The organism is Hydrogenophaga sp. FG152 (assembly GCF_057809615.1).
In genome coordinates this window covers 1-20,790 of the sequence record NZ_JBMDKH010000032.1, presented here as the reverse complement: position 1 = coordinate 20,790, position 20,790 = coordinate 1, and the positions used below count along the sequence as shown (strand labels likewise).

General features: G+C 63.8%; 20 protein-coding genes. 6 read left to right on the top strand and 14 right to left on the bottom strand.

The window, feature by feature from the left end; all coding sequences use genetic code 11:
• Positions 1–51: 51 nt before the first annotated feature.
• The gene (locus ACODTB_RS25035) at positions 52–300 is read right to left on the bottom strand and encodes a hypothetical protein (RefSeq protein ID WP_291112336.1); all 249 of its coding nucleotides are present in this window, start codon (positions 298–300) and stop codon (positions 52–54) included.
• A gap of 162 nt (positions 301–462) precedes the next feature.
• On the opposite strand from ACODTB_RS25035, the gene ACODTB_RS25030 reads away from it, so the two are divergent.
• A complete protein-coding gene (locus ACODTB_RS25030) occupies positions 463–675 on the top strand; it encodes a hypothetical protein (protein ID WP_291112338.1) in 213 nt (70 codons plus the stop codon).
• A gap of 60 nt (positions 676–735) precedes the next feature.
• Here ACODTB_RS25030 and ACODTB_RS25025 read toward each other — a convergent pair whose 3' ends face one another.
• The 7 genes from ACODTB_RS25025 to ACODTB_RS24995 form a co-directional block, all read right to left on the bottom strand.
• Positions 736–1,824 (bottom strand): sulfate/molybdate ABC transporter ATP-binding protein, encoded by a 1,089-nt coding sequence (locus ACODTB_RS25025; protein WP_291112340.1) that lies wholly within the window; start codon positions 1,822–1,824, stop codon positions 736–738.
• Positions 1,821–2,738 carry a sulfate ABC transporter permease subunit CysW gene (gene cysW / locus ACODTB_RS25020; protein ID WP_291112342.1) on the bottom strand — a complete coding sequence of 306 codons (918 nt, stop codon included), beginning with the start codon at positions 2,736–2,738 and terminating at the stop codon, positions 1,821–1,823. Before cysW ends, ACODTB_RS25025 begins: the two co-directional genes overlap by 4 nt.
• Entirely contained in the window at positions 2,735–3,616 is an 882-nt protein-coding gene (gene cysT / locus ACODTB_RS25015; protein WP_488929848.1) for a sulfate ABC transporter permease subunit CysT, read from the bottom strand. Before cysT ends, cysW begins: the two co-directional genes overlap by 4 nt.
• A gap of 128 nt (positions 3,617–3,744) precedes the next feature.
• Positions 3,745–4,740, bottom strand: a complete 996-nt coding sequence (locus tag ACODTB_RS25010) for a sulfate ABC transporter substrate-binding protein (RefSeq protein ID WP_291112346.1) — start codon at positions 4,738–4,740, stop codon at positions 3,745–3,747.
• Positions 4,741–4,865: 125 nt separating this feature from the next.
• Complete coding sequence (locus tag ACODTB_RS25005; protein ID WP_488929847.1) at positions 4,866–7,379, bottom strand: ATP-binding response regulator; 2,514 nt, start codon at positions 7,377–7,379, stop codon at positions 4,866–4,868.
• Between the two features lie 17 nt (positions 7,380–7,396).
• Entirely contained in the window at positions 7,397–8,437 is a 1,041-nt protein-coding gene (locus tag ACODTB_RS25000) for a 3-oxoacyl-[acyl-carrier-protein] synthase III C-terminal domain-containing protein (RefSeq protein WP_488929846.1), read from the bottom strand.
• A gap of 3 nt (positions 8,438–8,440) precedes the next feature.
• Positions 8,441–8,896 (bottom strand): 3-oxoacyl-[acyl-carrier-protein] synthase III C-terminal domain-containing protein, encoded by a 456-nt coding sequence (locus tag ACODTB_RS24995; RefSeq protein ID WP_488929845.1) that lies wholly within the window; start codon positions 8,894–8,896, stop codon positions 8,441–8,443.
• 530 nt (positions 8,897–9,426) lie between these two features.
• Between ACODTB_RS24995 and ACODTB_RS24990 the strand changes: the two genes are divergently transcribed.
• Positions 9,427–10,812: a hypothetical protein gene (locus ACODTB_RS24990; RefSeq protein ID WP_488929844.1), complete on the top strand. Its 1,386-nt coding sequence runs from the start codon at positions 9,427–9,429 to the stop codon at positions 10,810–10,812.
• 51 nt (positions 10,813–10,863) lie between these two features.
• On the opposite strand, the gene ACODTB_RS24985 is transcribed toward ACODTB_RS24990, so the two are convergent.
• Positions 10,864–11,430, bottom strand: coding sequence for an RBBP9/YdeN family alpha/beta hydrolase (locus ACODTB_RS24985; protein WP_488929843.1), 567 nt, complete (start codon positions 11,428–11,430; stop codon positions 10,864–10,866).
• A 14-nt stretch (positions 11,431–11,444) separates the two neighbouring features.
• Positions 11,445–12,092, bottom strand: a complete 648-nt coding sequence (locus ACODTB_RS24980; RefSeq protein ID WP_291112350.1) for a peroxiredoxin — start codon at positions 12,090–12,092, stop codon at positions 11,445–11,447.
• 183 nt (positions 12,093–12,275) lie between these two features.
• Here ACODTB_RS24980 and ACODTB_RS24975 point away from each other — a divergent pair, with 183 nt between their 5' ends.
• From ACODTB_RS24975 to ACODTB_RS24965, 3 genes are all read left to right on the top strand, one after another.
• The gene (locus ACODTB_RS24975) at positions 12,276–12,842 is read left to right on the top strand and encodes a cupin domain-containing protein (protein WP_291112352.1); all 567 of its coding nucleotides are present in this window, start codon (positions 12,276–12,278) and stop codon (positions 12,840–12,842) included.
• Positions 12,839–14,176 (top strand): LLM class flavin-dependent oxidoreductase, encoded by a 1,338-nt coding sequence (locus tag ACODTB_RS24970; protein ID WP_291112353.1) that lies wholly within the window; start codon positions 12,839–12,841, stop codon positions 14,174–14,176. The genes ACODTB_RS24975 and ACODTB_RS24970 overlap by 4 nt, the downstream gene beginning before the upstream one ends.
• Positions 14,177–14,258: 82 nt before the next feature.
• Positions 14,259–15,179, top strand: coding sequence for an MBL fold metallo-hydrolase (locus ACODTB_RS24965; RefSeq protein WP_488929842.1), 921 nt, complete (start codon positions 14,259–14,261; stop codon positions 15,177–15,179).
• Between the two features lie 3 nt (positions 15,180–15,182).
• Here ACODTB_RS24965 and ACODTB_RS24960 read toward each other — a convergent pair whose 3' ends face one another.
• On the bottom strand, positions 15,183–16,145 hold the full coding sequence (locus ACODTB_RS24960) for a tripartite tricarboxylate transporter substrate-binding protein (RefSeq protein ID WP_488929841.1): 963 nt from the start codon (positions 16,143–16,145) through the stop codon (positions 15,183–15,185).
• Positions 16,146–16,314: 169 nt separating this feature from the next.
• Between ACODTB_RS24960 and tam the strand changes: the two genes are divergently transcribed.
• Positions 16,315–17,079, top strand: coding sequence for a trans-aconitate 2-methyltransferase (gene tam / locus ACODTB_RS24955; RefSeq protein WP_291112358.1), 765 nt, complete (start codon positions 16,315–16,317; stop codon positions 17,077–17,079).
• 9 nt (positions 17,080–17,088) lie between these two features.
• Here the strand turns inward: tam and ACODTB_RS24950 are convergent, their stop codons facing one another.
• From ACODTB_RS24950 to epsC, 3 genes are all read right to left on the bottom strand, one after another.
• The gene (locus ACODTB_RS24950) at positions 17,089–18,900 is read right to left on the bottom strand and encodes a family 2A encapsulin nanocompartment cargo protein cysteine desulfurase (RefSeq protein WP_291112360.1); all 1,812 of its coding nucleotides are present in this window, start codon (positions 18,898–18,900) and stop codon (positions 17,089–17,091) included.
• Positions 18,875–19,804: a family 2A encapsulin nanocompartment shell protein gene (locus tag ACODTB_RS24945; protein ID WP_291112362.1), complete on the bottom strand. Its 930-nt coding sequence runs from the start codon at positions 19,802–19,804 to the stop codon at positions 18,875–18,877. Before ACODTB_RS24945 ends, ACODTB_RS24950 begins: the two co-directional genes overlap by 26 nt.
• 106 nt (positions 19,805–19,910) lie before the next feature.
• Positions 19,911–20,790 (bottom strand): serine O-acetyltransferase EpsC (epsC, locus tag ACODTB_RS24940; RefSeq protein WP_488929840.1); only part of this gene is annotated, 880 nt, incomplete at its 5' end.

Here is a 20,790-nt window from a genome sequence, read left to right as displayed (position 1 = left end):
GGGCGGCACCCGGAGCCTCACCGGGCTCATGGGGGCCTGCTTCATCAAGGGTCAGTTGCGATCGGCCTGGGCGTCCGTGGTCATCGGCACGGTGCTGCGTTGCGTCGTGTCCTGGCTGGGCGTGGCAGGCATCGTGGTCGACGGTGCGGGCGCCGTGGGCGTGGCGGGTTGTGCCTGGGTGGTCGAGTCCTGCGTCATGGGCGCTGGCGTGCTCGGGGTGGTGGTCTGCGCGTACACGAGGCCAGCACCAACGACGGTCAGCGCGGCCACGGTGGTGGTGAGGAGTTTGGAAGTCTTCATGATGGGGTCCTTTGAAAGCTGCACAGGGCAGGGGGGTGACAACAGCCGGAAAAAGCGGCTGAGTCCAGACTAAGCCTCGCGTGAGCGAAGTTCTGTACGTCAACGCACAGACCCCCGGGCGCATGCCCGCGATGCTGAAGACTCCCTATCGAGGAGCACGCCATGGCACAAACCGCACACATCGTTGGCAAGGTCGAGTACCGCGAAGGCGATGGCCCCAACATCGTCATTCGCCCCGGTCCCGTGAAGGTGGAAACGGGTTTGAACGACGCCACTCTCAGCTGGGTGGACGAGGAAGTGCGCGGCTCGGCGGCCATGCCCCTGGCCGACTTCAAGCGCTACGTGACGGAGGGCAAGATCAAGCTCGCCGCATGATGAAAAACGCCGCTTGCACCGGGCTGTGATACCCGATGTAAGCGGCGTAAATCTTGTGCTTCAGGCTGCCTGCGGCTGCAGAAACACCCGGGCCTTCTTCGGCGAGACCACCAGCGTGTCGCCTTCCTGGAAGCCCAGTTCGCGGAAACGCTCCGACGACATGCGCGCCTCGATCAGCGGGTCGTACCCACCCGGGGCCTGCGCATCCACTGGCAGCAGTTCGAGCCGAGCGATCGGGCCCACCACCACCGCACGCTCCAGCTTGGCCACGATACCAGGCAGGCCGGCCGCGTAGCGCTGTACGTCCAGGTCGTGCGGGCGCACATAGGCAAAGGCCTTGGCGTCCTGGGCACTGGCGTGTTCGGGCGAATCAATGGACACGCCTTGCAGGTGCAACTGGCCTTCGTTGGCGCGGCCATGGAACAGGTTCACATCGCCCAGGAAGCCGTACACGAACGGGCTCGCCGGGTGCTCCCACACTTCCTGCGGTGCGCCGATCTGCTCCACCTGGCCCTGGTTCATGAGCACCACGCGGTCGGCCACTTCCAGGGCTTCTTCCTGGTCGTGGGTGACGAACACGCTGGTCACGTGCAGTTCGTCGTGCAGGCGGCGCAGCCAGCGGCGCAGTTCCTTGCGCACTTTGGCATCGAGCGCGCCGAAAGGCTCGTCGAGCAGCAGCACCTTGGGCTCCACCGCAAGCGCTCGCGCCAGGGCGATGCGCTGGCGCTGGCCGCCCGAGAGTTGCGAAGGGTAGCGGTCCGCCAGCCAATCCAGCTGCACCAGCTTGAGCAGATCGAGCACCTTGGTCTTGATCTGCGCGTCGCTCGGGCGCTGGCCGCGCGGCTTCACGCGCAGGCCGAAGGCCACATTCTCGAACACCGTCATGTGGCGGAACAGCGCGTAGTGCTGGAACACGAAGCCCACGTTGCGCTCGCGCACGTGCACGTCGGTGGTGTCCTCGCCGCTGAACAGGATGTTGCCCGTGTCCGGCGTCTCCAGCCCCGCGATGATGCGCAGCAGCGTGGTCTTGCCGCAGCCCGAGGGGCCGAGCAGGGCCAGCAGTTCGCCCGAGTGGATGTCCAGGTTGACGTTCTTCAGCGCCTGGAAGGTGCCGAAGTTCTTGTTGATGTCGCGGATCTCGATGCTCATGGTGTCTGTCCCAGCAGGGTTGGGTGGGCGGGCGTGGGCCGTTCGGGAGGCAGCTCGGCCAGCGCCTTCAATTCGCGCTCCATCTGCCATTCGGCGACCGACTTGATCACCAGCGTGACCAGGGCCAGCAGGGCCAGCAGCGACGCCACGGCGAAGGCGGCGACGGACTGGTACTCGTTGTAGAGAATCTCCACGTGCAGCGGCATGGTGTTGGTCTGGCCCCGGATGTGGCCCGACACCACCGACACCGCGCCGAACTCGCCCATGGCGCGCGCGTTGCAGAGAATCACGCCGTAGATCAGGCCCCACTTGATGTTGGGCAAGGTCACGTGCCAGAAGGTCTGCCAACCCGAGGCCCCAAGCACGATCGCGGCCTGCTCCTCGTCATTGCCCTGCGCCTGCATCAGCGGAATGAGTTCGCGCGCGATGAAGGGGAAGGTGACAAAGATCGTGGCCAGGATGATGCCGGGCACGGCGAACACGATCTTGATGTCGTGCTCGGCCAGCCACGGGCCCATCCAGCCCTGCGCGCCGAACACCAGCACGTAGATCAGGCCCGCCACCACCGGCGACACCGAGAACGGCAGGTCGATCAGCGTCGTGAGGAAGGACTTGCCCCGGAACTCGTACTTCGCCACGGCCCAGGCCGCCGCCACGCCGAACACCAGGTTCAGCGGCACGGCGATCGCGGCCGTGAGCAGCGTGAGGCGGATGGCCGACCACGCGTCCGGGTCCTTCAGCGCTTCCCAATAGGCCTCGAAGCCCTTGCGCAGTGCCTCGGTGAACACCGCGGCCAGCGGCAACACCAGGAACAACGCCATGAAAAGCAGCGCGATGCCGATCAGCGTGCGGCGCACCCAGGCCGCTTCCGTCGTGCCCTTGCGCGCGGTGCGCGGAGAGGTGGCGGTGCTCATTGCAGGTTCCCCCCGGAGCGCTTGCGTTGCCAGGTCTGCAGGCCGTTGATCAGCAACAGCAGCACGAACGAGAACAGCAGCATCACCAGCGCCACGGCGGTGGCTCCTGCGTAGTCGTACTGTTCGAGCTTGCTGATGATGATCAGTGGCGTGATCTCCGACACCATGGGCATGTTGCCCGCGATGAAGATCACCGAACCGTACTCACCCACCGCGCGGGCGAACGCCATCGCGAAACCGGTGAGCAGGGCGGGCGCGATGCTCGGGAAGATCACGCGGCTGAAGGTCTGCCAGCGCGTGGCGCCCAGGCAGGTGGCGGCCTCTTCGAGTTCCTTTTCGGAGTCTTCGAGCACCGGTTGCACCGTGCGCACCACGAAAGGCAGGCCGATGAAGATCAGCGCGATCACCACACCATTCGGGTTGAAGGCCAGTTGGAGGCCCAGCGGCTCCGTGTACTGGCCGATCCAGCCGTTGCCCGCCAGGATCGCGGTGAGCGAGATGCCCGCCACGGCGGTGGGCAGCGCAAACGGCAAGTCCACCAAGGCGTCCACGATCTTCTTGCCGGGGAAGCTGTAGCGCACCAGCACCCAGGCTACCAGCAGCCCGAACACGGCATTCACCGTGGCGGCGATCAGTGAAGCGCCGAAGGTCAGCTTGTACGACGCCAGCACGCGAGGTGCGGTAACGGCTTCCCAGAACTGCGGCCAGGTCAGCGAAAACGTCTTGACGAAAAGGGCCGACAACGGGATCAGCACGATCAGGCTCAGGTAGAAAACCGTGAAACCCAGCGTGATGTTGAAGCCCGGCAGCACGCGGCGGCGCGTGCGGCGGCGGTTTTCAGTTGGAGCGGCTGCGGTTGGCAGCGTGGCGGTGGTCATGTCGTGGGTCCAGGGTGCCCTGGCGCGTGAATGGGCTTGATCAAGAGGTGCAGAGGAACCGGCTCTGCCGGGCCTCAGGCACCGCCCCCCTTGAGGGGGGACGCGCGAAGCGCGGCAGGGGGGCCTCTTTACCTCACCGTGTACAGCTTGTCGAACTGCCCACCGTCGTTGAAGTGCACCTTCTGAGCTTCAGCCAGCGAACCGAAATAGTCGCTCACGTTGAACAGCTTGATGGGCTTGAACGCCGAGGCGTACTTCTTCAGCACGGCTTCGTTGCGCGGGCGGATGTTGTGCTTGGCCGCGATCTCCTGCCCTTCCGGGCTGTAGAGGAAATCGAGGTAGGCCTTGGCCTCGGCGGCCGTGCCCTTCTTGTTCACCGTGCGCTCGACGATCGCCACCGGGTTCTCCGCCACGATGGACGCGCTCGGGTGGATCGCATCGACCTTGCCGGCGCCGAACTCGGCGTTCACCGACACCACCTCGGACTCGAAGGTGACCAGCACATCACCAATATTGCGTTGCAGGAACACGCCCGTGGCGTCACGGCCACCGCGCGCCAGCACCGGCACGTTCTTGTAAAGCTTGCCCACGAACTCGGCGGCATCGGCATCGCTGCCGCCCTTGCTGCGCACGTAGCCCCAGGCGGCCAGGTAAGCCAGGCGGCCATTGCCACCGGTCTTGGGGTTGACCACCACCACCTGCACGCCAGGCTTGATCAGGTCATCCCAGTCCTTGATGCCTTTGGGATTGCCATTGCGCACCAGGAACAGCATGGTCGAAGTCGTGGGGGCGGCACCGTTCGGAAATTTCTGACGCCAGTCCTTGGCGACGACACCCTTCTCTGCCAGAAAGTCCACGTCCGTCGTCGTGTTGAAGGTCACCACATCCGCTTCCAGGCCATCGGCCACGGCACGCGCCTGGGCGCTCGAGCCGGCGTGCGACTGGTCCACCTTGATGTCCTTGCCGGTCGACTTCTTGTAGCTCGCGGCGAACGCCACGTTGATGTCCTTGTAGAACTCACGGGCCACGTCGTAAGAGACGTTCAGCAGCGTGGTCTGTGCGCCCGCCAGGGCGGAGGTGGACAGGGCGACGGCGGCAAGCGCCGCGCGCAAGGTGTTTTTCATGGCAAAGCTCCGAGCAAGAAACAGGATGTGTCAGATTCTGGGCGCCCACCCTGAGAATCCAAACGACTTTGTTCTTGTTTCTTTATTCCAGATGGGAATAAAGGTGGCTCGGACCTTTCTTGGGTTCAGACGCCCGTGCGGGCTCGCAACAGCCGGTCCGTGTCGGTGAACAGCTGGCGCAGCTTGAGCAGCCAGTCTCCATCGGGTGGCCATTGCCCCGTCTCCACAATCAGGGCGTACTTCGCCCGCAATTCATCGTGAAACGCCCTGGCACCCAGATGCCCGGCCAGGCCCATCAAAGCATGCATCAGCGTCTTCGCCCGCCCTATGTCGTTGGCGGCGACATAGCCGGCCAACTGGCCAAACTTGGTGCGCATGTCCTCCAGCGCATGGGCGAGATCCGCCTTGATCAGGCCCAACCGGCGCAAGCTGTCCAGCCTGGCGACATCGATAAGCGCGTGCGTCGACGCCGACGCCGATGCCTGCGGGGTCGCCAAGGCATCCACCCTCACATCCTTGATGGCAATGCCCAGTTGCCGGCTCAGCGACTCAAGGAGTTTTGTCGCCTGCACCGGCTTGATGAGAAAGTCGTTGATGCCCGCCGCACGTGCAGCCGACATCATGGCCCCATCGGAGCGGGCGCTCAGCGCGATCACGGGCGTGGCGCCCCGAGGGCGGGGGCGTGCGCGCAGGGTTCGCGCGAGCTCGATCCCGCTCAGGTCGGGCATGTGAATGTCCGTGATCACCGCATCGACATGCATCGAGGCGTCGTTCAGCAGACTCAGGGCGATTTTCCCGTTCGGCGCCTCCAGCACCTGGAACCCCTGCGTCATCAACACCATGCGCACGTACTTGCGGCTGAAATCCTCGTCGTCGACCAGCAGCATGGTCTTGCCCGAGTGCTTTGCGCAAGCCTCCATGGCTTTCGCTTTGCTTTTCGACGAGGCATGGGCGCGACACAGCACCTCGACCAGCTCCTCTGGCGAGCACCCTTTCGAAAGAAATTCCTTCACCCCGATCCGGTCCAACCTGACCCTGGCCGCGTGGGGAGACTCTGAGGAATGGACCACGATGGTCAGATTCTCCAACCCGGGGATGGCACCACGGCGCACCTTCTCGGCCGTGGCGTAGCCGTCCAGCTCGGGCATGCACAGGTCCAGCAGCATCGCGTCGTAGGGCTGGGCGGCCAGCTTCGCCAGCGCCTCGTTGCCGTTCTCTGCCTCATCGACCAGCGCGCCCAGTGCGACAAGCGCGTTTTTGGGCATTTGACGAAAATGCCGGGAATCGTCCACGACCAGGATCTGCTTGCCATTGAACATCGCGACGCCTTGCCTTTTCACACCTTCCACGTGTGCGGAAATCTCGTTCTCGGCCACGTGCGGAAAGCGCATCACGAACCGGGTGAACTCGCCGTACACGGACTCGCAGCTGATGGCGCCCCCAAAGGCTCGCATGGTGCGCTGGCAGAAAGACAGGCCCAGCCCGGTGCCACCCTGCTTGCCCTCGCTGTGAAAAGCCTCGAACAACCGCGAAATCACTTCGGGCTTTATGCCAGGCCCCGTGTCCTCCACCGTCACGATGCGGTCATTCACCGTGATCTTGACGCGGGCCTTCGGATGCTTGTCGAAATAGTAGGTCGCGTTCTTCAGCAGATTGCACAGGGTGAAGATGAAGCGCGTCTCGTCGCCCCTGAAGACGAAGTCCCGGTTCGGCACCACGGAGATCCTGTTTTTGTGTTCGGGGTTCGTGTAGCAGAACTCCGTCACGGCCTTGTTCACGACCGACGTGGCTGACAGATAACGGTGCCCAGAGCGGTCGATCGGCTTGGCGTTGATCTCGTCCATGGTCATTTCGACCACCTGCATTCCCCGCTCGGCGGCCTCCTTGCACTTGGCGATTTCGGCGTAGATGGCCTCCAGATCAATCACGTCAATGGATTGGGTCAGCGAACCGACAACATGGTCGGGCAAGCGCTTGCCGATCGCATCCATCCTCTGGGTGAGCTGACCCATGGGGCTTCTCATTTCATGGGCGATGGAGCCGATCAAGGCTTTCATGGCCTCGACCTTTTCCTGGGCCAGCTGACTTTTGATGTGGGTGCGCATGAAGATCATCCCTGCCACCATGCTGTACAGCATGGCTGGGAGATGAACCGATACCACAATGGCGTGGTTTAAGGCCCAAAAATTTGTGAGCGAGAGATACGCCATCAACACACCCATGCCTATGCCCAATGCCAAGCATGCAAGCGAGAGTGTGTAATTTGGGAAAATGACAATGACGAAAAACACAGTCGCTACCTCGATCATGGAGCGAAGAATCGAGTAGTTACTGGCTAGCAGTTGATATGTAGAGAAAAACGGCAGCGCATAGCAGATCGCTGCAAACCAAAGCCATGGCAGAAAATTTTTGAATTGCTCCGGAAAACGGGGGCTGAACCAAAGTGCTAGGCCGAGCGCCATGCCGATTAGCCGAAGTTCAAGGCGCTCATGTTGAAGTGGCGTGACATACAGCCAGAGTACGCCGTATGAGCCGAAAAGAATGACTCCGAGCGCGCCGGCAACAACCATGCTCCGAGCTGATGTTTTAGCATTGGCGTGAAGCGCTTGTGTGAAGCGGTGAAATAGGCTTTCAGTCATAACTTCTCCTTTATTGGTTAATATAAAAAACCACCAGTTGAAAAAGACATGCCTGCACTTCCCATCAAAAATGCGACACGGGCTTTTTTGAGTAATCTGCCTGCGTCTTGGGCCATCGCCATGGCGGCTGGAATGGAGGCAGAGACGACATTGCCGGTTTCTGGGTAGATATGGAATATCTTGTCGGCAAATCCATGCTGTTGGCCAATTCGATCCCATGCTGCCTTGGATGAGGAGTGTGTGAAGACGATGTCAGCTTCGGAAGGCCTGATTTGGGATTTGACCATTGTGAGAGGCAACTCTTCTGCGATTCGGTCATGAATCTCTCGGCCAAATGCGGTGAACCTTCCCACACCATATTCGGCAGTCGCATGATCAACTTCAAAAAATCCTTCGTATCCCGCGGCTGGAATCATGCAGAGGTGTGCGAAATCTGGTTTCGAATGGAAGGTAATAGAGAAGTTATCTGGAGCGGTTGGCAGAAGCAGGGTGGCGGTAGCCGCTTCTCCAATGGTGTAGGAGGGCAGGAGGTAATCGAGCTCCTGTAAGTGACGTACCCTGCCGGTTTCCAGAACGCCTTCTGCATTTTCGATGACGTTGAACTCTGCATTCACAATCAAGGCATTGCGAAGATTCCTCGTTTTGAAGAGGCTGTTCGCTAACGATAATGCCCTTGTCCAACTCATGCAGGCATCAAGAATGTCAAAGCATTCTGCGTTGTGAATGCCCAAGGTCTTAGCCAGAATATAGGCGTTGCCCAGCTTGTGAAAGCCTCCGCCGATTCCCACGTAGATCAACAAGTCGATGTCTTGAGGTCGAAGTCCTGTTCCATTCAACGCCGAATCAACCGACAAGAGAACATGATCAATGGGGAGCTCATTGCGCTCTCGCCAATTGCGATTAACCAACCCACTCCGATCTAGGCGAGTTTTAACCACTCGCAGCATCTTGGATAAGTCTCCTTCAAAATTTTTGGAGAGCGTGCGCACCATATCTACTACCTCATCATTGCCGACCTTTCTTGTTGGAAAGCTAACCGCGACGTTCTCAATGATCATGAATCAGCCCTTTCTTTGATCGAACCTGCCAGCTGCGAATGACATGCCCGCGCTTGTCATTAGGAACAGCACGCGATCGCCGTTTTTCAATCTCCCGTCTTCTTCGGCCCGCGCCAATGAACTTGGGATAGAGGCCGACACGATGTTGCCGGTGTATGGGTAGATGTCGTAGACCTTGTTCGCAAGCCCATGGATGCTTGTTGCGGCATGCCATTCGCTGCTTGAGGACGTATGCGTGAACACAATGTCCACGTCTTCGCCCGATAGGCCCGCTGCGCCCATCAGGTGAGAGATTTCCTGGGGCAGGTGGCGGTGACCGTGATTCAGAATGACGGACACCCGAGGATCCGAGGTATTGACGCGCACCGGCTCCCAGAATACCTCTGGCACACCGTTCTTCACCTGCACCGTGCGCACCGCATGACTGGGCACCAACTGAACCAGTTCCTGCTTGCTCAAACATCGACTCATTCATAGAGCAAGGTGCAGCGAAGAGAAACACGCGCAAACGCCCAGGGCCACAACGTCGGCGCTGCGCAACACATCGCGGCCCGTGCGCATGGGAGGGGTGGTGAACGCGTGAAAGAAACGATCCCGGGCCGGCTTTTTCATTTCATTCCACCGAAGGCACAACCAGGGCCCTCAATCGACCGGCTCGTGTAAATGACAACCGAAACGCACCCAGCGCACCAAGACTGCGTCGATCCAGTTTTTGTTGTGGCGCTAACCGCGCTTCACCGAAAACCCGGGTTCTTCTCCACCACAACCGGCGAAGCGCGCCACCAACAAGAATGATCATTGAAAACGTCGTCGCGAGCTTTCCTGCCCGAAGAGTCAGCAATGAAGAGGTCGTGGACCTGACCGCTACACGCCCAGAAGGGATGCGAAGTGAAGCTATGGATACTTGTTGGGGTCTTGGCAGGGTTGGGCCAACTTGCCAGGGCAGCTGATCTAGAGGCGTTGCCAGTTCAGAGGTTCACGGCGAACCGATGAAACTGTTACTGCTTTTTGCATTGACATTGCTCGCTGAAACAGCTTTTGCAACATACGCCAGCGATTCTTCCCTGCAGAAGGTGAGAAGGAATTATGGCCCGAATTATAATATTTCTGCCATGATTCCTGTTGGAGCCGTTCTTGACATTGATCGGGATGCCTCCAAGGGATGGCTGTCCTTTGATTCAAGGTCGAAAGGTAAGGGTTCGAAAAAATTGAAATCATTGCAATTGCGCATTTATTGCGGCAATGAGCAAGGTGCAGGGAGCCTTTTGTCGCGAGGCTCTTTTGATATGGCTGCAAACCGCTGGGTAAAAGATTCTCATGCGTTGTACATCGACATATTGGCGTCAGAGGATCGGCGTGATATTCGCAATGCAAGCCGAATTATTTTGGCCACAGAAATATACGATATAAAATCTGTTAATGCGCAAGGATGGCTGGACACTTATGATGGTGCTTTGGTGAATAAAACATCTCAGGGGTACATGGCATTTTGTGTGTTGAATCCGCCAAAAGCCATTTGTGGGTCTGGTGTTGTTCCGCGAGGGCGAAATATTAAAAAATACGCCAGACAGGTTTTAAAAATAGTTCGAAGTTTCGAGTTTTTAGAGGATGTGGCTGAACCGCGTCAGACAAAATTTAATGCGACGGCTGACGCTGTGAAGCAGCCAACGTTGATGCTTTCCACACGAGTGAACGCTGGAATGGCACCGGGGTGCATGATTGAAATGGTATTGCCCGTTGGCCACGACAGTCGATTGCGATACTCAGGTGATCCTGCCTATGGTCGCGGTGGTTTTTGGGTGGAAGCTATTCGCAAATCGTCAGTGGTGAGTGTCGGCGTTGCACCGCTACCACGGTCTTGGAAATCAAGCGAAAAATCACTTGGGTTTGCTCTTGATTGTCTAGAGGAAAATGATGGACAGGTGACGAGTGGATTTGCTCTGCTAAACCCTGAAACAGGTATGTGGGGGAAAAATCTTACACCTTCGTTTTTATCGGAATCCTCTGCTGAGGAGCGCCCAAAGGAACTCAATACGGTGGTCTCCATATTGAACATAAAGGCGGTGAATACACAAGGCTATGTTGTGGTGGTAGAAAAAAGTGCAGGATTTAAAAAGCGTCAACGCGAACTGTCATTTTGTTTGTTTCGCTCGCCAAAAGCTGTATGTGGCTTTACCCATTTCGTCATGCCACGGGAAGGGAGCGAGGGTGACCTGACTCAACATGCCATCGATATGATTCAGAGTATCGAGTTTGTTGAAGATGAATCGGAGGTCGATCAATCTCAAGCGGCGGAACCGTCCGCGAGTCTGGGTGAAACGTCAGCACCTCTTGCAAGGCCGCGAAAATCGTCTAACGCGATACCGATGTTCTAGAGGCAGGCCAATGACGCATCGGGTGTTCAAAGCGGGGAAGTGTTCAACTATTCAAGCCGCCTCAGTCACCTGCCGCACCCCCACCGGCACCTCCGCCCCCAACGACTGCAACAACGCCAACCCCAGCGGCCATGCCCCATGGCCGGAATCCACGTTGATGTGTCCCGCGTCGTTGAGCCGCACGAACTCGCTGCCCCAGGCCCTTGCATAGGCGCCGGCCGTGCGCACCGGGCAATAGGGGTCGTTGTTGCTGGCCACGAGGATGCTTCGATACGGCAGGCGCTGGTAGGGCACAGGGGCGAAGTCGGCGAGCACGCCTCGGCGTTCGGGGTCGGCCGGGGCCACGAGCAGCGCGCCCTGGATGCGCTGTGTGATCTCGGAGGGCAGGTGGGTGGTGGTGATGCAGCCCAGGCTGTGCGCCACCACCACCACCGGGCCCGGCGCGCGTTCGATGGTTTCGCTCAGCCGCGCCACCCAGGACTGGCGCACCGGTGCCACCCAGTCGTCCTGCTCCACCCGCAGCACCGAGGGCAGGCTGCCGGACCACAGCGTCTGCCAGTGGCCCGGGCCGGAGTTGCGCCAGCCCGGAATGATGATGACGGTGGGTGAGGATGACATGCGGCGGACCTTCCTTAGCGGTTGGGCTGCGGGGTGAGGCGCAGGTACGGACGCACGGCCTTGAAACCTTTGGGGAAGCGCTGCGCGATCTCGGCCGGGTCTTGCAGGCTGGGCACGATCACCACGTCGTCGCCGTCTTTCCAGTTGGCGGGCGTGGCCACCTTGTGGCTGTCGGTGAGTTGCAGCGAGTCAATCACGCGCAGGATCTCGTCGAAGTTGCGCCCCGTGCTGGCGGGGTAGGTCAGCGTGGTGCGGATCACTTTCTTGGGGTCGATGATGAACACGCTGCGCACGGTGGCGGTGGCCGATGCGTTGGGGTGGATCATGTCGTAGAGCGTGGCGACTTTCTTGTCCGCATCGGCGAGGATGGGGAAGTTCACCGTGGTGTTCTGGGTCTCGTTGATGTCGAGCACCCATTTGCCGTGCGAGTCCAGTGGGTCCACGCTGACGGCGATGGGTTTGACGTTGCGTTGGGCGAATTCGCCGGAGAGCGCGGCCGTCTTGCCCAGTTCGGTGGTGCACACGGGCGTGAAGTCGGCCGGGTGCGAGAAGAGCACGACCCAGCTGTCGCCCGCCCAGTCGTGGAAGTGGATGGGGCCGGCGGTGGAGTCTTGCGTGAAGTCGGGAGCGGTGTCGCCGAGTCGGAGGGTGGTGTTGCTCATGAGAGGGCTCCTGGTTGTTCAAATGCAAAACAGCATTCTGTTGATGCCATCCAAATAACCAAACGACTATGAAGTAGTTTGTTTATCGCGTGGGGGCATATGGATGCGCATAGTCGCTGAGCGCATGAGCTAAGTCCGAATGCGTCGTTGTGTGGGTGGGGGCGCGCGCGGACACTGGCCCGCATGGCTGCTGTTGCGACGTTTGATGCCGACGGTCTCTGGTTGTCCACTTCGGTGTGCGAAGGCGCCGCCTGCCCGGCCGCCGCGTCGGTGGGCGTGCGCTGGGGGCGCTGGGTGGATGGGCCCGAGCCGGGTGATGCGGTGGTGGACCACGCGAAAGCGCTGGTTGAGTTGCGGCGGCAACTTGGCGCGCACGTGTCCGAGCGCGTGCGTTTCAGCCACCCGGGTTACGACGGCGCGCACCCGCGCCCTCAGGAACTCACCAGCGAAGACGCCGTGGCCTGCGTCTTCCTGAAGGGCACGGCGCTGCTGAGCGTGCGCACCTCGGCCGGCTTCACCGGTGTGTTGTGCGAGGCCGGGGACTGGGTGTGGCTGCCGGCGGGTGTGCCCCATGTGTTCGACGCGGGCGAGTCGCCCGACGTGCTCTTCCTGCGGCTGAGCGCGGGCCCGCGCGGCTGGTTTCCGCTGCACACGGGCCGCTCCCTGCCACCGGGCCTGCCGCCGATGGAGGCCTTCGTCGAGCACCTGCTGCACGAGCTGGGCGAGGACATCGAAGGCAGCGAGGCATGAGCCGGCGCCAACTGCGGCTGGGCGCGTTCATGCGCCCCGTCAGCATTCATACCGGTGCCTGGCGCTACCCCGGCGCCTGGGCCGACGCGAACTTCAACTTCGAGCGGCTGAAGTACCTTATCAAGCGCCTGGAGGCCGCGCGCTTCGACGCCTTCTTCATGGCCGATCACCTGGCCGTGCTGAACATGCCGATCGAGGCCCTGCAGCGCAGCCACACGGTGACCTCGTTCGAGCCCTTCACGCTGCTCTCGGCCCTGGCGCAGCACACGCGCCACATCGGGCTGGTGGCCACGGCGTCCACCACGTTCGAGGAACCGTTTCACATTGCGCGCCGCTTCGCGTCGCTGGATCACCTGAGCCACGGCCGCGCGGGCTGGAACATCGTGACCACCAGCAACCCGGACGCGGCGCGCAACTTCGGTCTTGAAGATCACATGGAGCACGACCAGCGCTATGTGCGCGCCCGCGAGTTCCACGACGTGGTCACCGGTCTGTGGGACAGCTGGGCCGACGACGCGTTCGTCCGCGATGCGCAGAGTGGTCGTTTCTTCGACCCCGAGCGCCTGCACGTGCTCAACCACAAGGGGCCGCATTTCTCGGTGCGCGGCCCGCTGCACATCGCGCGGCCGGTGCAGGGCTGGCCGGTGATCGTGCAGGCCGGCGCCTCCGAAGCCGGGCGCCAGCTCGCGGCCGAAACGGCCGAGGTGGTGTTCTCCGCCCCGGGCACGCTGGACAACGCGCGGCGCTTCTATGCGGACTTGAAAGGCCGCATGGAAAAGATCGGCCGCGACCGCGACCACCTCAAGGTGCTGCCCGGCGCCTTCGTGGTGGTGGCCGATTCCGTGGCCGAGGCGAAAGCGATCCGCGCGCGGCTCGACGGCCTGGTGCACACCGACAGCGCGATCGCCTCGTTGTCCATCGCGCTTGGGCACGATGTCTCGGGTTTCGATCTGGACGCACCGCTGCCCGAGGTGCCGCCCACCAACGCGAGCCAGAGCACGCGCGAGCGCACCATCGAGCTGGCCCGGCGCGAGAACCTCACGGTGCGCCAGCTGGCCCAGCGGCTGGGCGGCTACGCCGGCCTGGCCTTCGTGGGCACGGCGCAGACCATTGCCGACGAGATGCAGGAATGGCTGGACACCGAGGGCAGCGACGGTTTCAACGTGATGTTCCCCTGGCTGCCCGGCGGGCTGGACGCCTTCGTGGACCACGTGGTGCCCGAGCTGCAGCGGCGCGGCCTGCTGCGCCGCGAGTACGAAGGCAGCACCCTGCGCGATAACCTGGGCCTGCCCCGGCCCGACAACCGCTTCTTCCCATCGCCGCCGAACGCATAAGCAATCGCGAAAACCTTCTTTGTGCACCAAGGGGCCGGTCTCTCATGATGGCCGGTTTAACCCAAAAAGCCGAGGATTGTTCGTGAGCGTTGACCGCACCTATTTCGAGGATGGAAGAATCGAGCTGACCCACTACGGGGCAGCGGCCTGGAAGATCACCGACGGCAAACACACCGTCTTGCTGGACCCGTACTTCACCCGCCTGCGCTACAGCGGCAACCGCTTCGGCATGCTGCCCGCGAACGCCGCGCCGGGCGATGAGCGCCCTGCCTACAGCTTCGACGAGATCGTGCCCAGCGACACCGAGACCATCGACCGGCACATCCAGGAGGCCACGCACATCCTGCTGTCGCATGCGCACTTCAACCACTGCATGGACATGCCGCACATCGCGAAGAAGACCGGCGCGCACGTGGTCGGCTCCTACAGCGCCACCAACATCGGCCGCGCCTACGGCGTGGCCGAATCGCAGCTGGTGCCGGTGCGCGGCGGCGAGGACTACGACTTCGGCGAGCTCTCGATCCGCGTGATCCCCAGCCTGCATTCGGCGCTGTGCGACAAGTGCTATTTCGACGCCGGCATCGTGCCCGAAGGTTTGCAAGGGCCTTTGCCCCTGAAGGCGTTTTCCGAAGGCGGCACCTTTGGCTACCTGGTGCGCTTCCAGCACCACGAGATCCTGATGTTCGGCTCCATGAACTACATCGAGCGCGAGGTGCAGGGCCTCACGCCGTCCATCGTGCTCGTGCCATCGGCCCGGCCGCGCCTGCAGATCTTCCGCTACACCGAGCGCCTGCTGCGCGCCACCGGCCTGCCCAAGGTGGTGGTGGCCACGCACTGGGACGTGCAGACCTTCCCCTACGGCGCGGACCAGGGCAGCGCGCTGGCGCACGCCGAGATCTTCCAGGAGGAGGTGCGCCGGGTGGCACCTGCGGCGGTGCAGGTGCTGCCCCGGCATTTCGAGACCTTCTCGGTGCTGCCGGACGGTCAGGCGCTCCAGCGTTGAAGATCAGTCGCTGAGGCGCACGTTCTTCCAGAGCTGCACTTCCTGCACCACGACGGCCTGTGCCTCGTCGGCGGTGCCGGGCAGGGCGTCCAGGCCCAGGTCCACCAGCTTCTTCTGGATCTCGGCCGAGGCCAGGGCCTGCTGCAGCGCGGCGTTGAGCTTGTTCACCACCGGGGTCGGCGTGGCCGCCGGCACGACCACGGCGTACCAGGGCAGCACGCGGAAGCCCGCCACGCCGGCCTCTTCCAAGGTGGGAAGGTTCTCCCAGCCGCGCAGGCGCCTGGTGCCGGTGGTGGCCAGCGGCACCAGGGCGCCGGTGTCCACGTGCTGGCGCGCGATCAATGGGCTCACGAACGCAACCGGCACCCGGCCCGCGAGCAAGTCGGGAATGAACTCGCCCGTGCCCTTGTAGGGCACGTGCACCATGTCGATGTTCGCGGTGTTCTTGAGCAGTTCGCCGGCCAGGTAAGGCGAGGTGCCCTTGCCACCCGAGGGGAAGGACAGCTTGCCCGGGTTCGCCCTGGCGTGGGCCACGAGCTGCGCGATGGTCTTGATGTTCAGCGACGGGTGGGCCACGGCCACCACTGGGCCCTGCGCCACCATGCCGACGGCGCGGAAGTCGCCGATCTTGTAAGGCGCGTTGTCGAAGATCACGGTGTTGATCGACAGCGCGGAGCCAGGCAGGGCGATGGTGTAGCCGTCGGCCGCAGCGCGGGCGGTGTGGCCGGTGCCGATGTTGCCGGCGGCGCCCGGCTTGTTCTCGATCACCACGGGCACCGCGAGCGCCTTGGCCAGTTCCGGCCCGAGGGCGCGGGCAATCGTGTCGTTCGGTCCGCCGGGCGGGTAGGGCACCACCAGGGTGATGGGTTTGGTGGGGTAGGCCGGCGTCTGGGCCAGGGCGGGAGCCACCGCGGCGACCAGGGAAACCAGCGAGAGGGCGGTGACTTGGAGCACCTTCGAGTTCATGCAGACATCCTTGGGTTGAAAGGCCGTCGAATGACGGCTAACCCGGCAGCGTAGGCAGGCGCCCGCATCCGCGCCAATGCGCTTTTCGCAGATCGATACTCGGTCTTCGCCAGGGGCATGGCTTGCTGCGCACAATGGAGGCCGATCACACCCATGGAGAGCACACGCGATGACGTGGTCCGCCCGCACCTACTCGGCCTTTGAACAAGAGCGCACGCGCCCGGTGCGCGACCTGGTGGCCGCCTTGCCGGCGCACGACGTGCAGGTCGCGATCGACCTGGGCTGCGGCCCGGGCAACTCCACCGAGGTGCTGGCCGACCGCTTTGCGCAGGCCCGGGTGACGGGCCTGGACAGCTCCGACGACATGCTGGCCGCCGCGCGCGAGCGCCTGCCCGGCACGCGCTTCGAGCTTGGCGACATCGCGGCCTGGGACCCGGTCGAGTCCTTCGATGTGATTCTGGCCAATGCCTCGCTGCAATGGCTGCCCGACCACGCCACGCTGTACCCGCGCCTGATGAGCCGGCTCGCTCCCGGTGGCAGCCTGGCCGTGCAGACGCCCGACAACCTCGAAGAGCCGGCGCACCGCCTCGCGCGCGAGGTCGCGGCGGAAGGCCCGTGGGCGAGCAAGATCGGCAGCGTGCAGCACCCCGCGCGGCACGACGCCGCGTTCTATTACCAGTTGCTCAAGCCGCGCTGCGCGGCGGTCGATGTCTGGCGCACCACCTATTTCCACCCGCTCTCGGGAGGCCCCGAGGCGGTGGTGGAGTGGTTCAAGGGCTCGGCCCTGCGGCCCTACCTGGCGCCGCTGGACGACGGCGAGAAAGCGGCGTTCCTGGTCCGCTACCTCGCCGCCATCACCCAGGCCTACCCCGCGCTGGCCGATGGCACGGTGTTGCTGCCATTCCCCCGGCTGTTCATCGTGGCCAGCCGCTGAGGCTTCGGGCTACCGTCGCCGACCCGAGCTGAGCCGCCGCACCACCGCGATGAAGCGGTCCACTTCCTCGCAGGTGTTGTAGAACGCCAGCGAGGGCCGCACCGTGGCCTCCACACCGAAGCGCCGCAGGATCGGTTGCGCGCAGTGGTGGCCCGAACGCACCGCGATGCCTTCCTCGTTCAGCGCCTGGCCCACTTCCTCGGTGGTGTAACCCTGCAGCACGAAGGACAGCACGCTGGCCTTCTCCTGCGCGGTGCCGATCAGGCGCACGCCGGGAATGGGTTGCAGGTGGTGCGTGGCGTAGGCCAGCAGGTCGTGCTCGTAGCGCGCGATGTTCTCCAGCCCGATGCGCTGCACGTAGTCGATCGCCGCGCCCAGGCCCACCGCGTCGGCGATGTTGCCGGTGCCGGCCTCGAACTTGTTGGGCGGCGGCTGGAACACGGTGCGCTCGAAGGTCACGTCCGCGATCATGTTGCCGCCCCCCTGCCAGGGGGGCATGTCGTCCAGCAGTTCGCGCTTGCCGTAGACCACCCCGATGCCGGTCGGGCCAAACACCTTGTGGCCGGAGAACACGAAGAAGTCGGCGTCGATCGCCTGCACGTTCACGCGCAGATGGCTCACCGATTGCGCACCGTCCACCAGCGCCTTGGCGCCCGCGCGGTGCGCCAGCGCCACGATCTCCTGCACCGGCACCACCGTGCCGAGCGCGTTGGAGACCTGCGTGACGGCCACCAGCTTCGTGCGGCTGTTGAGCAGCTTCTGGTATTCGTCCAGCCGCACCTGGCCGCTGTCGTCCACCGGGATCACGCGGATCACCGCCCCCTTTTCGGCCGCGAGCTGCTGCCAGGGCACGATGTTGGCGTGGTGCTCCAGGTGCGAGACGATGATCTCGTCGCCCGCACCCACGTGCTTCGCGCCCCAGGTCTTGGCCACCAGGTTGATGGCCTCGGTGGCGCCGCGCACGAAGATGATTTCCTCCACCGACGATGCACCCAGGAAGGCGCGCACCTTCTCGCGCGCGCTTTCGTAGGCGTCGGTCGCGCGGGCCGCCAGCGCATGCGCCGCGCGGTGGATGTTGGAGTTCTCGTGCTCGTAGAAGTAGGACACGCGGTCGATCACCGACTGCGGCTTCTGCGTGGTCGCGGCGTTGTCGAACCACACCAGCTGCCGGCCGTTCACGCGCTCCTGCAGGATGGGGAAGTCGCGCCGCACCGCGTTCACGTCGAACGGCGGGTGGCGCGCCGCATCGGCTTGCGGTGCCTGGGTGGCAAAGCCTTGCGGCGTGTGCAACCCTTGCGTGAAGTAGAACGCCCCCGCTCTGTCCGTCGGGGTGCTCGGTGCCGCGCTGTGGCGCGGTGGCGTGGCCAGCAGCTCGCGCAGGTCTTCCGCGCCCGGCAGGCCGAAGGACTGCGCCGTGACGCGGTCCGAGGGCGGCACGCCCAGGGCCTGCGTGCCCACGCGGCCGTCGAGTGCGGGCGGCACGATCGCGGCGTGGTCGGGCAGGCCGTTGGGCGCGGTCGAGTGCGGCACCAGCGAAGGGGTGGACGCCCCCAGCGAGAGCACGCTCTGCGGTGAGGTGGGCGCCAGGTTCGCGCCGGGCGCCAGCGTGCCCGGCAGCTGCGGGCCCTGGCCCAGCGGCCCGAGCGAGCTGCCACCGGGCAACACGTTCACCGGCGCCGGCACGCCACCGAGCGGGGTGGCCGGCAGCGAGGGCGGCGAGCCGGGCAGGGCGGCGAAGAACGCGCCCGCGAGCTGGTTCAGCGCTGCCAGGTCGGGCAGGCCAGCCGGCGGCCGCTCACTTGTAGGTGTCTGGATAGTCATGGAACTTGCCCACTTCAACGTCTTCCAGCACCGCCAGCGCGTCCTCTGTCTGCACCGCGAGCGAGCAGTACAGCGAGATCAGGTACGAGGCGATGGCGCTGCGGTTGATGCCCATGAAGCGCACCGACAGCCCCGGGCTCTGTTCGCCGGCGAGGCCCGGCTGGTACAGGCCCACCACGCCCTGGCGCTTGTCGCCCACGCGCAGCAGCAGGATCTTGGTCTTGCCATCGGCCACCGGCACCTTGTCGCTCGGAATCAGCGGGATGCCGCGCCAGGTGAGGAACTGCGAGCCGAACAGGCTCACGGTGGGCGGCGGCACGCCCCGGCGCGTGCATTCGCGGCCGAAGGCGGCGATCGCCAGCGGGTGCGTGAGGAAGAAGGCCGGCTCCTTCCACACCTTGGTGAGCAGCTCGTCCAGGTCGTCCGGCGTGGGCGCGCCGGTGAGCGGGTACACGATCTGGTCCGGGTGCACGCTGGCCAGCAGACCGTAGTCGGCGTTGTTGATCAGCTCGCTTTCCTGCTTTTCCTTGATGGTTTCGATGGTCAGGCGCAGCTGTTCCTTGATCTGGTCGTGCGGGCTGCTGTAGAGGTCGGACACGCGGGTGTGCACGTCCAGCACGGTGGAGACCGCGTTCAGGAAGTACTCTCGCGGCTGGTCTTCGTAGTCCACGTAGGTCGAGGGCAGCTCGCTCTCGTCGCGCTTGGCGCACAGCACCTCCACATCCTGCGGGTTCTTCACCTTGTTGAGGCGGTAGATGCCGGCCTCCACCGGCTGCCATTGCAGCAGGTGCGTGAGCCAGCGCGGGCTGATGGTCGACAGCACGGGGGCTGTCTTGGTGGCATTGGCCAGTTGGCGCGCGGCGTTGTCGCTCAGCGCCAGTTGCGAGGGGGTGGGGTCAGACATGAAGGCTCCGTGGCTCGGTGGTTGAAAAAAGGCAAAAGAAGACCCCACGCGTGCGGCCGAAGCGACGCGGCGAAGGGGAGGGCGGGGAAAGCTCGGTGGCGGTCGATCAGGGGCTGGCGGTGACCTCCCGCGATCGTGCCTGGCTCAGGTTGGCGCCGGCGGCCACGTCGTGCGTGATCCACAGGTTGCCGCCGATGGTGGCGCCGCGGCCGATGGTCACGCGCCCGAGCACGGTGGCGCCGGCGTAGATCACCACGTCGTCCTCCACCACGGGGTGGCGCGCCAGGCCCTTGCTCAGGTGCCCGTTCTCATCGGTGGGGAACCGCTTGGCGCCCAGCGTGACCGCCTGGTACACGCGCACGCGCTGGCCGATGACGGCGGTCTCACCGATCACGACGCCAGTGCCGTGGTCGATGAAAAAGCCCGCGCCGATGGACGCGCCGGGGTGGATGTCGATGCCGGTCGCGCCGTGCGCGAGTTCGGCCACGATGCGCGCGAGCAGCGGCACACCCAGCTGGTAGAAGCGGTGCGCCACGCGGTGGTGGATCATGGCCTGGATGCCGGGGTAACACAGCAGCACCTCGTCCACACTGCGCGCGGCCGGGTCGCCCTCGTAGGCCGCCACCACGTCGCTGTCGAGCAGCCCGCGCAGCCGGGGCAGCGAGTGCGCGAAGTCGCGCACCAGTTCGCGCGCCTGCTGTTCGGTGGCCGCTTCGTCGGCGCCGCCCGCGTGGCGGTGCTGGTAGCGCAGCTCCAGCCGCACCTGGCCCAGCAGCGCATGCAGCGTGGCATCCAGCGTGTGGCCGATGTAGAAGTCCTCGCTCTCCTGGCGCAGGTCGGGCGGGCCCAGTCGCATCGGGAAAAGCGCGCCGCGCAGCCCGTCGAGGATGGCGCCGAGCGCGTCGCGCGAAGGCAGCTCGCGCCCGCCCGGTTCGCGCGAGCGCTTCTGCGCGGTGGGGGGGGGGGGGGGGGGGGGGGGGGGGGGG

Coding starts and splice junctions, on each gene's coding strand:
- ACODTB_RS25035 (WP_291112336.1), bottom strand. CDS start 300: ATGAAGACTTCCAAACTCCTCACCACCACCGTGGCCGCGCTGACCGTC.
- ACODTB_RS25030 (WP_291112338.1), top strand. CDS start 463: ATGGCACAAACCGCACACATCGTTGGCAAGGTCGAGTACCGCGAAGGC.
- ACODTB_RS25025 (WP_291112340.1), bottom strand. CDS start 1,824: ATGAGCATCGAGATCCGCGACATCAACAAGAACTTCGGCACCTTCCAG.
- cysW (WP_291112342.1), bottom strand. CDS start 2,738: ATGAGCACCGCCACCTCTCCGCGCACCGCGCGCAAGGGCACGACGGAA.
- cysT (WP_488929848.1), bottom strand. CDS start 3,616: ATGACCACCGCCACGCTGCCAACCGCAGCCGCTCCAACTGAAAACCGC.
- ACODTB_RS25010 (WP_291112346.1), bottom strand. CDS start 4,740: ATGAAAAACACCTTGCGCGCGGCGCTTGCCGCCGTCGCCCTGTCCACC.
- ACODTB_RS25005 (WP_488929847.1), bottom strand. CDS start 7,379: ATGACTGAAAGCCTATTTCACCGCTTCACACAAGCGCTTCACGCCAAT.
- ACODTB_RS25000 (WP_488929846.1), bottom strand. CDS start 8,437: ATGATCATTGAGAACGTCGCGGTTAGCTTTCCAACAAGAAAGGTCGGC.
- ACODTB_RS24990 (WP_488929844.1), top strand. CDS start 9,427: ATGAAACTGTTACTGCTTTTTGCATTGACATTGCTCGCTGAAACAGCT.
- ACODTB_RS24985 (WP_488929843.1), bottom strand. CDS start 11,430: ATGTCATCCTCACCCACCGTCATCATCATTCCGGGCTGGCGCAACTCC.
- ACODTB_RS24980 (WP_291112350.1), bottom strand. CDS start 12,092: ATGAGCAACACCACCCTCCGACTCGGCGACACCGCTCCCGACTTCACG.
- ACODTB_RS24975 (WP_291112352.1), top strand. CDS start 12,276: ATGGCTGCTGTTGCGACGTTTGATGCCGACGGTCTCTGGTTGTCCACT.
- ACODTB_RS24970 (WP_291112353.1), top strand. CDS start 12,839: ATGAGCCGGCGCCAACTGCGGCTGGGCGCGTTCATGCGCCCCGTCAGC.
- ACODTB_RS24960 (WP_488929841.1), bottom strand. CDS start 16,145: ATGAACTCGAAGGTGCTCCAAGTCACCGCCCTCTCGCTGGTTTCCCTG.
- tam (WP_291112358.1), top strand. CDS start 16,315: ATGACGTGGTCCGCCCGCACCTACTCGGCCTTTGAACAAGAGCGCACG.
- ACODTB_RS24950 (WP_291112360.1), bottom strand. CDS start 18,900: ATGACTATCCAGACACCTACAAGTGAGCGGCCGCCGGCTGGCCTGCCC.
- ACODTB_RS24945 (WP_291112362.1), bottom strand. CDS start 19,804: ATGTCTGACCCCACCCCCTCGCAACTGGCGCTGAGCGACAACGCCGCG.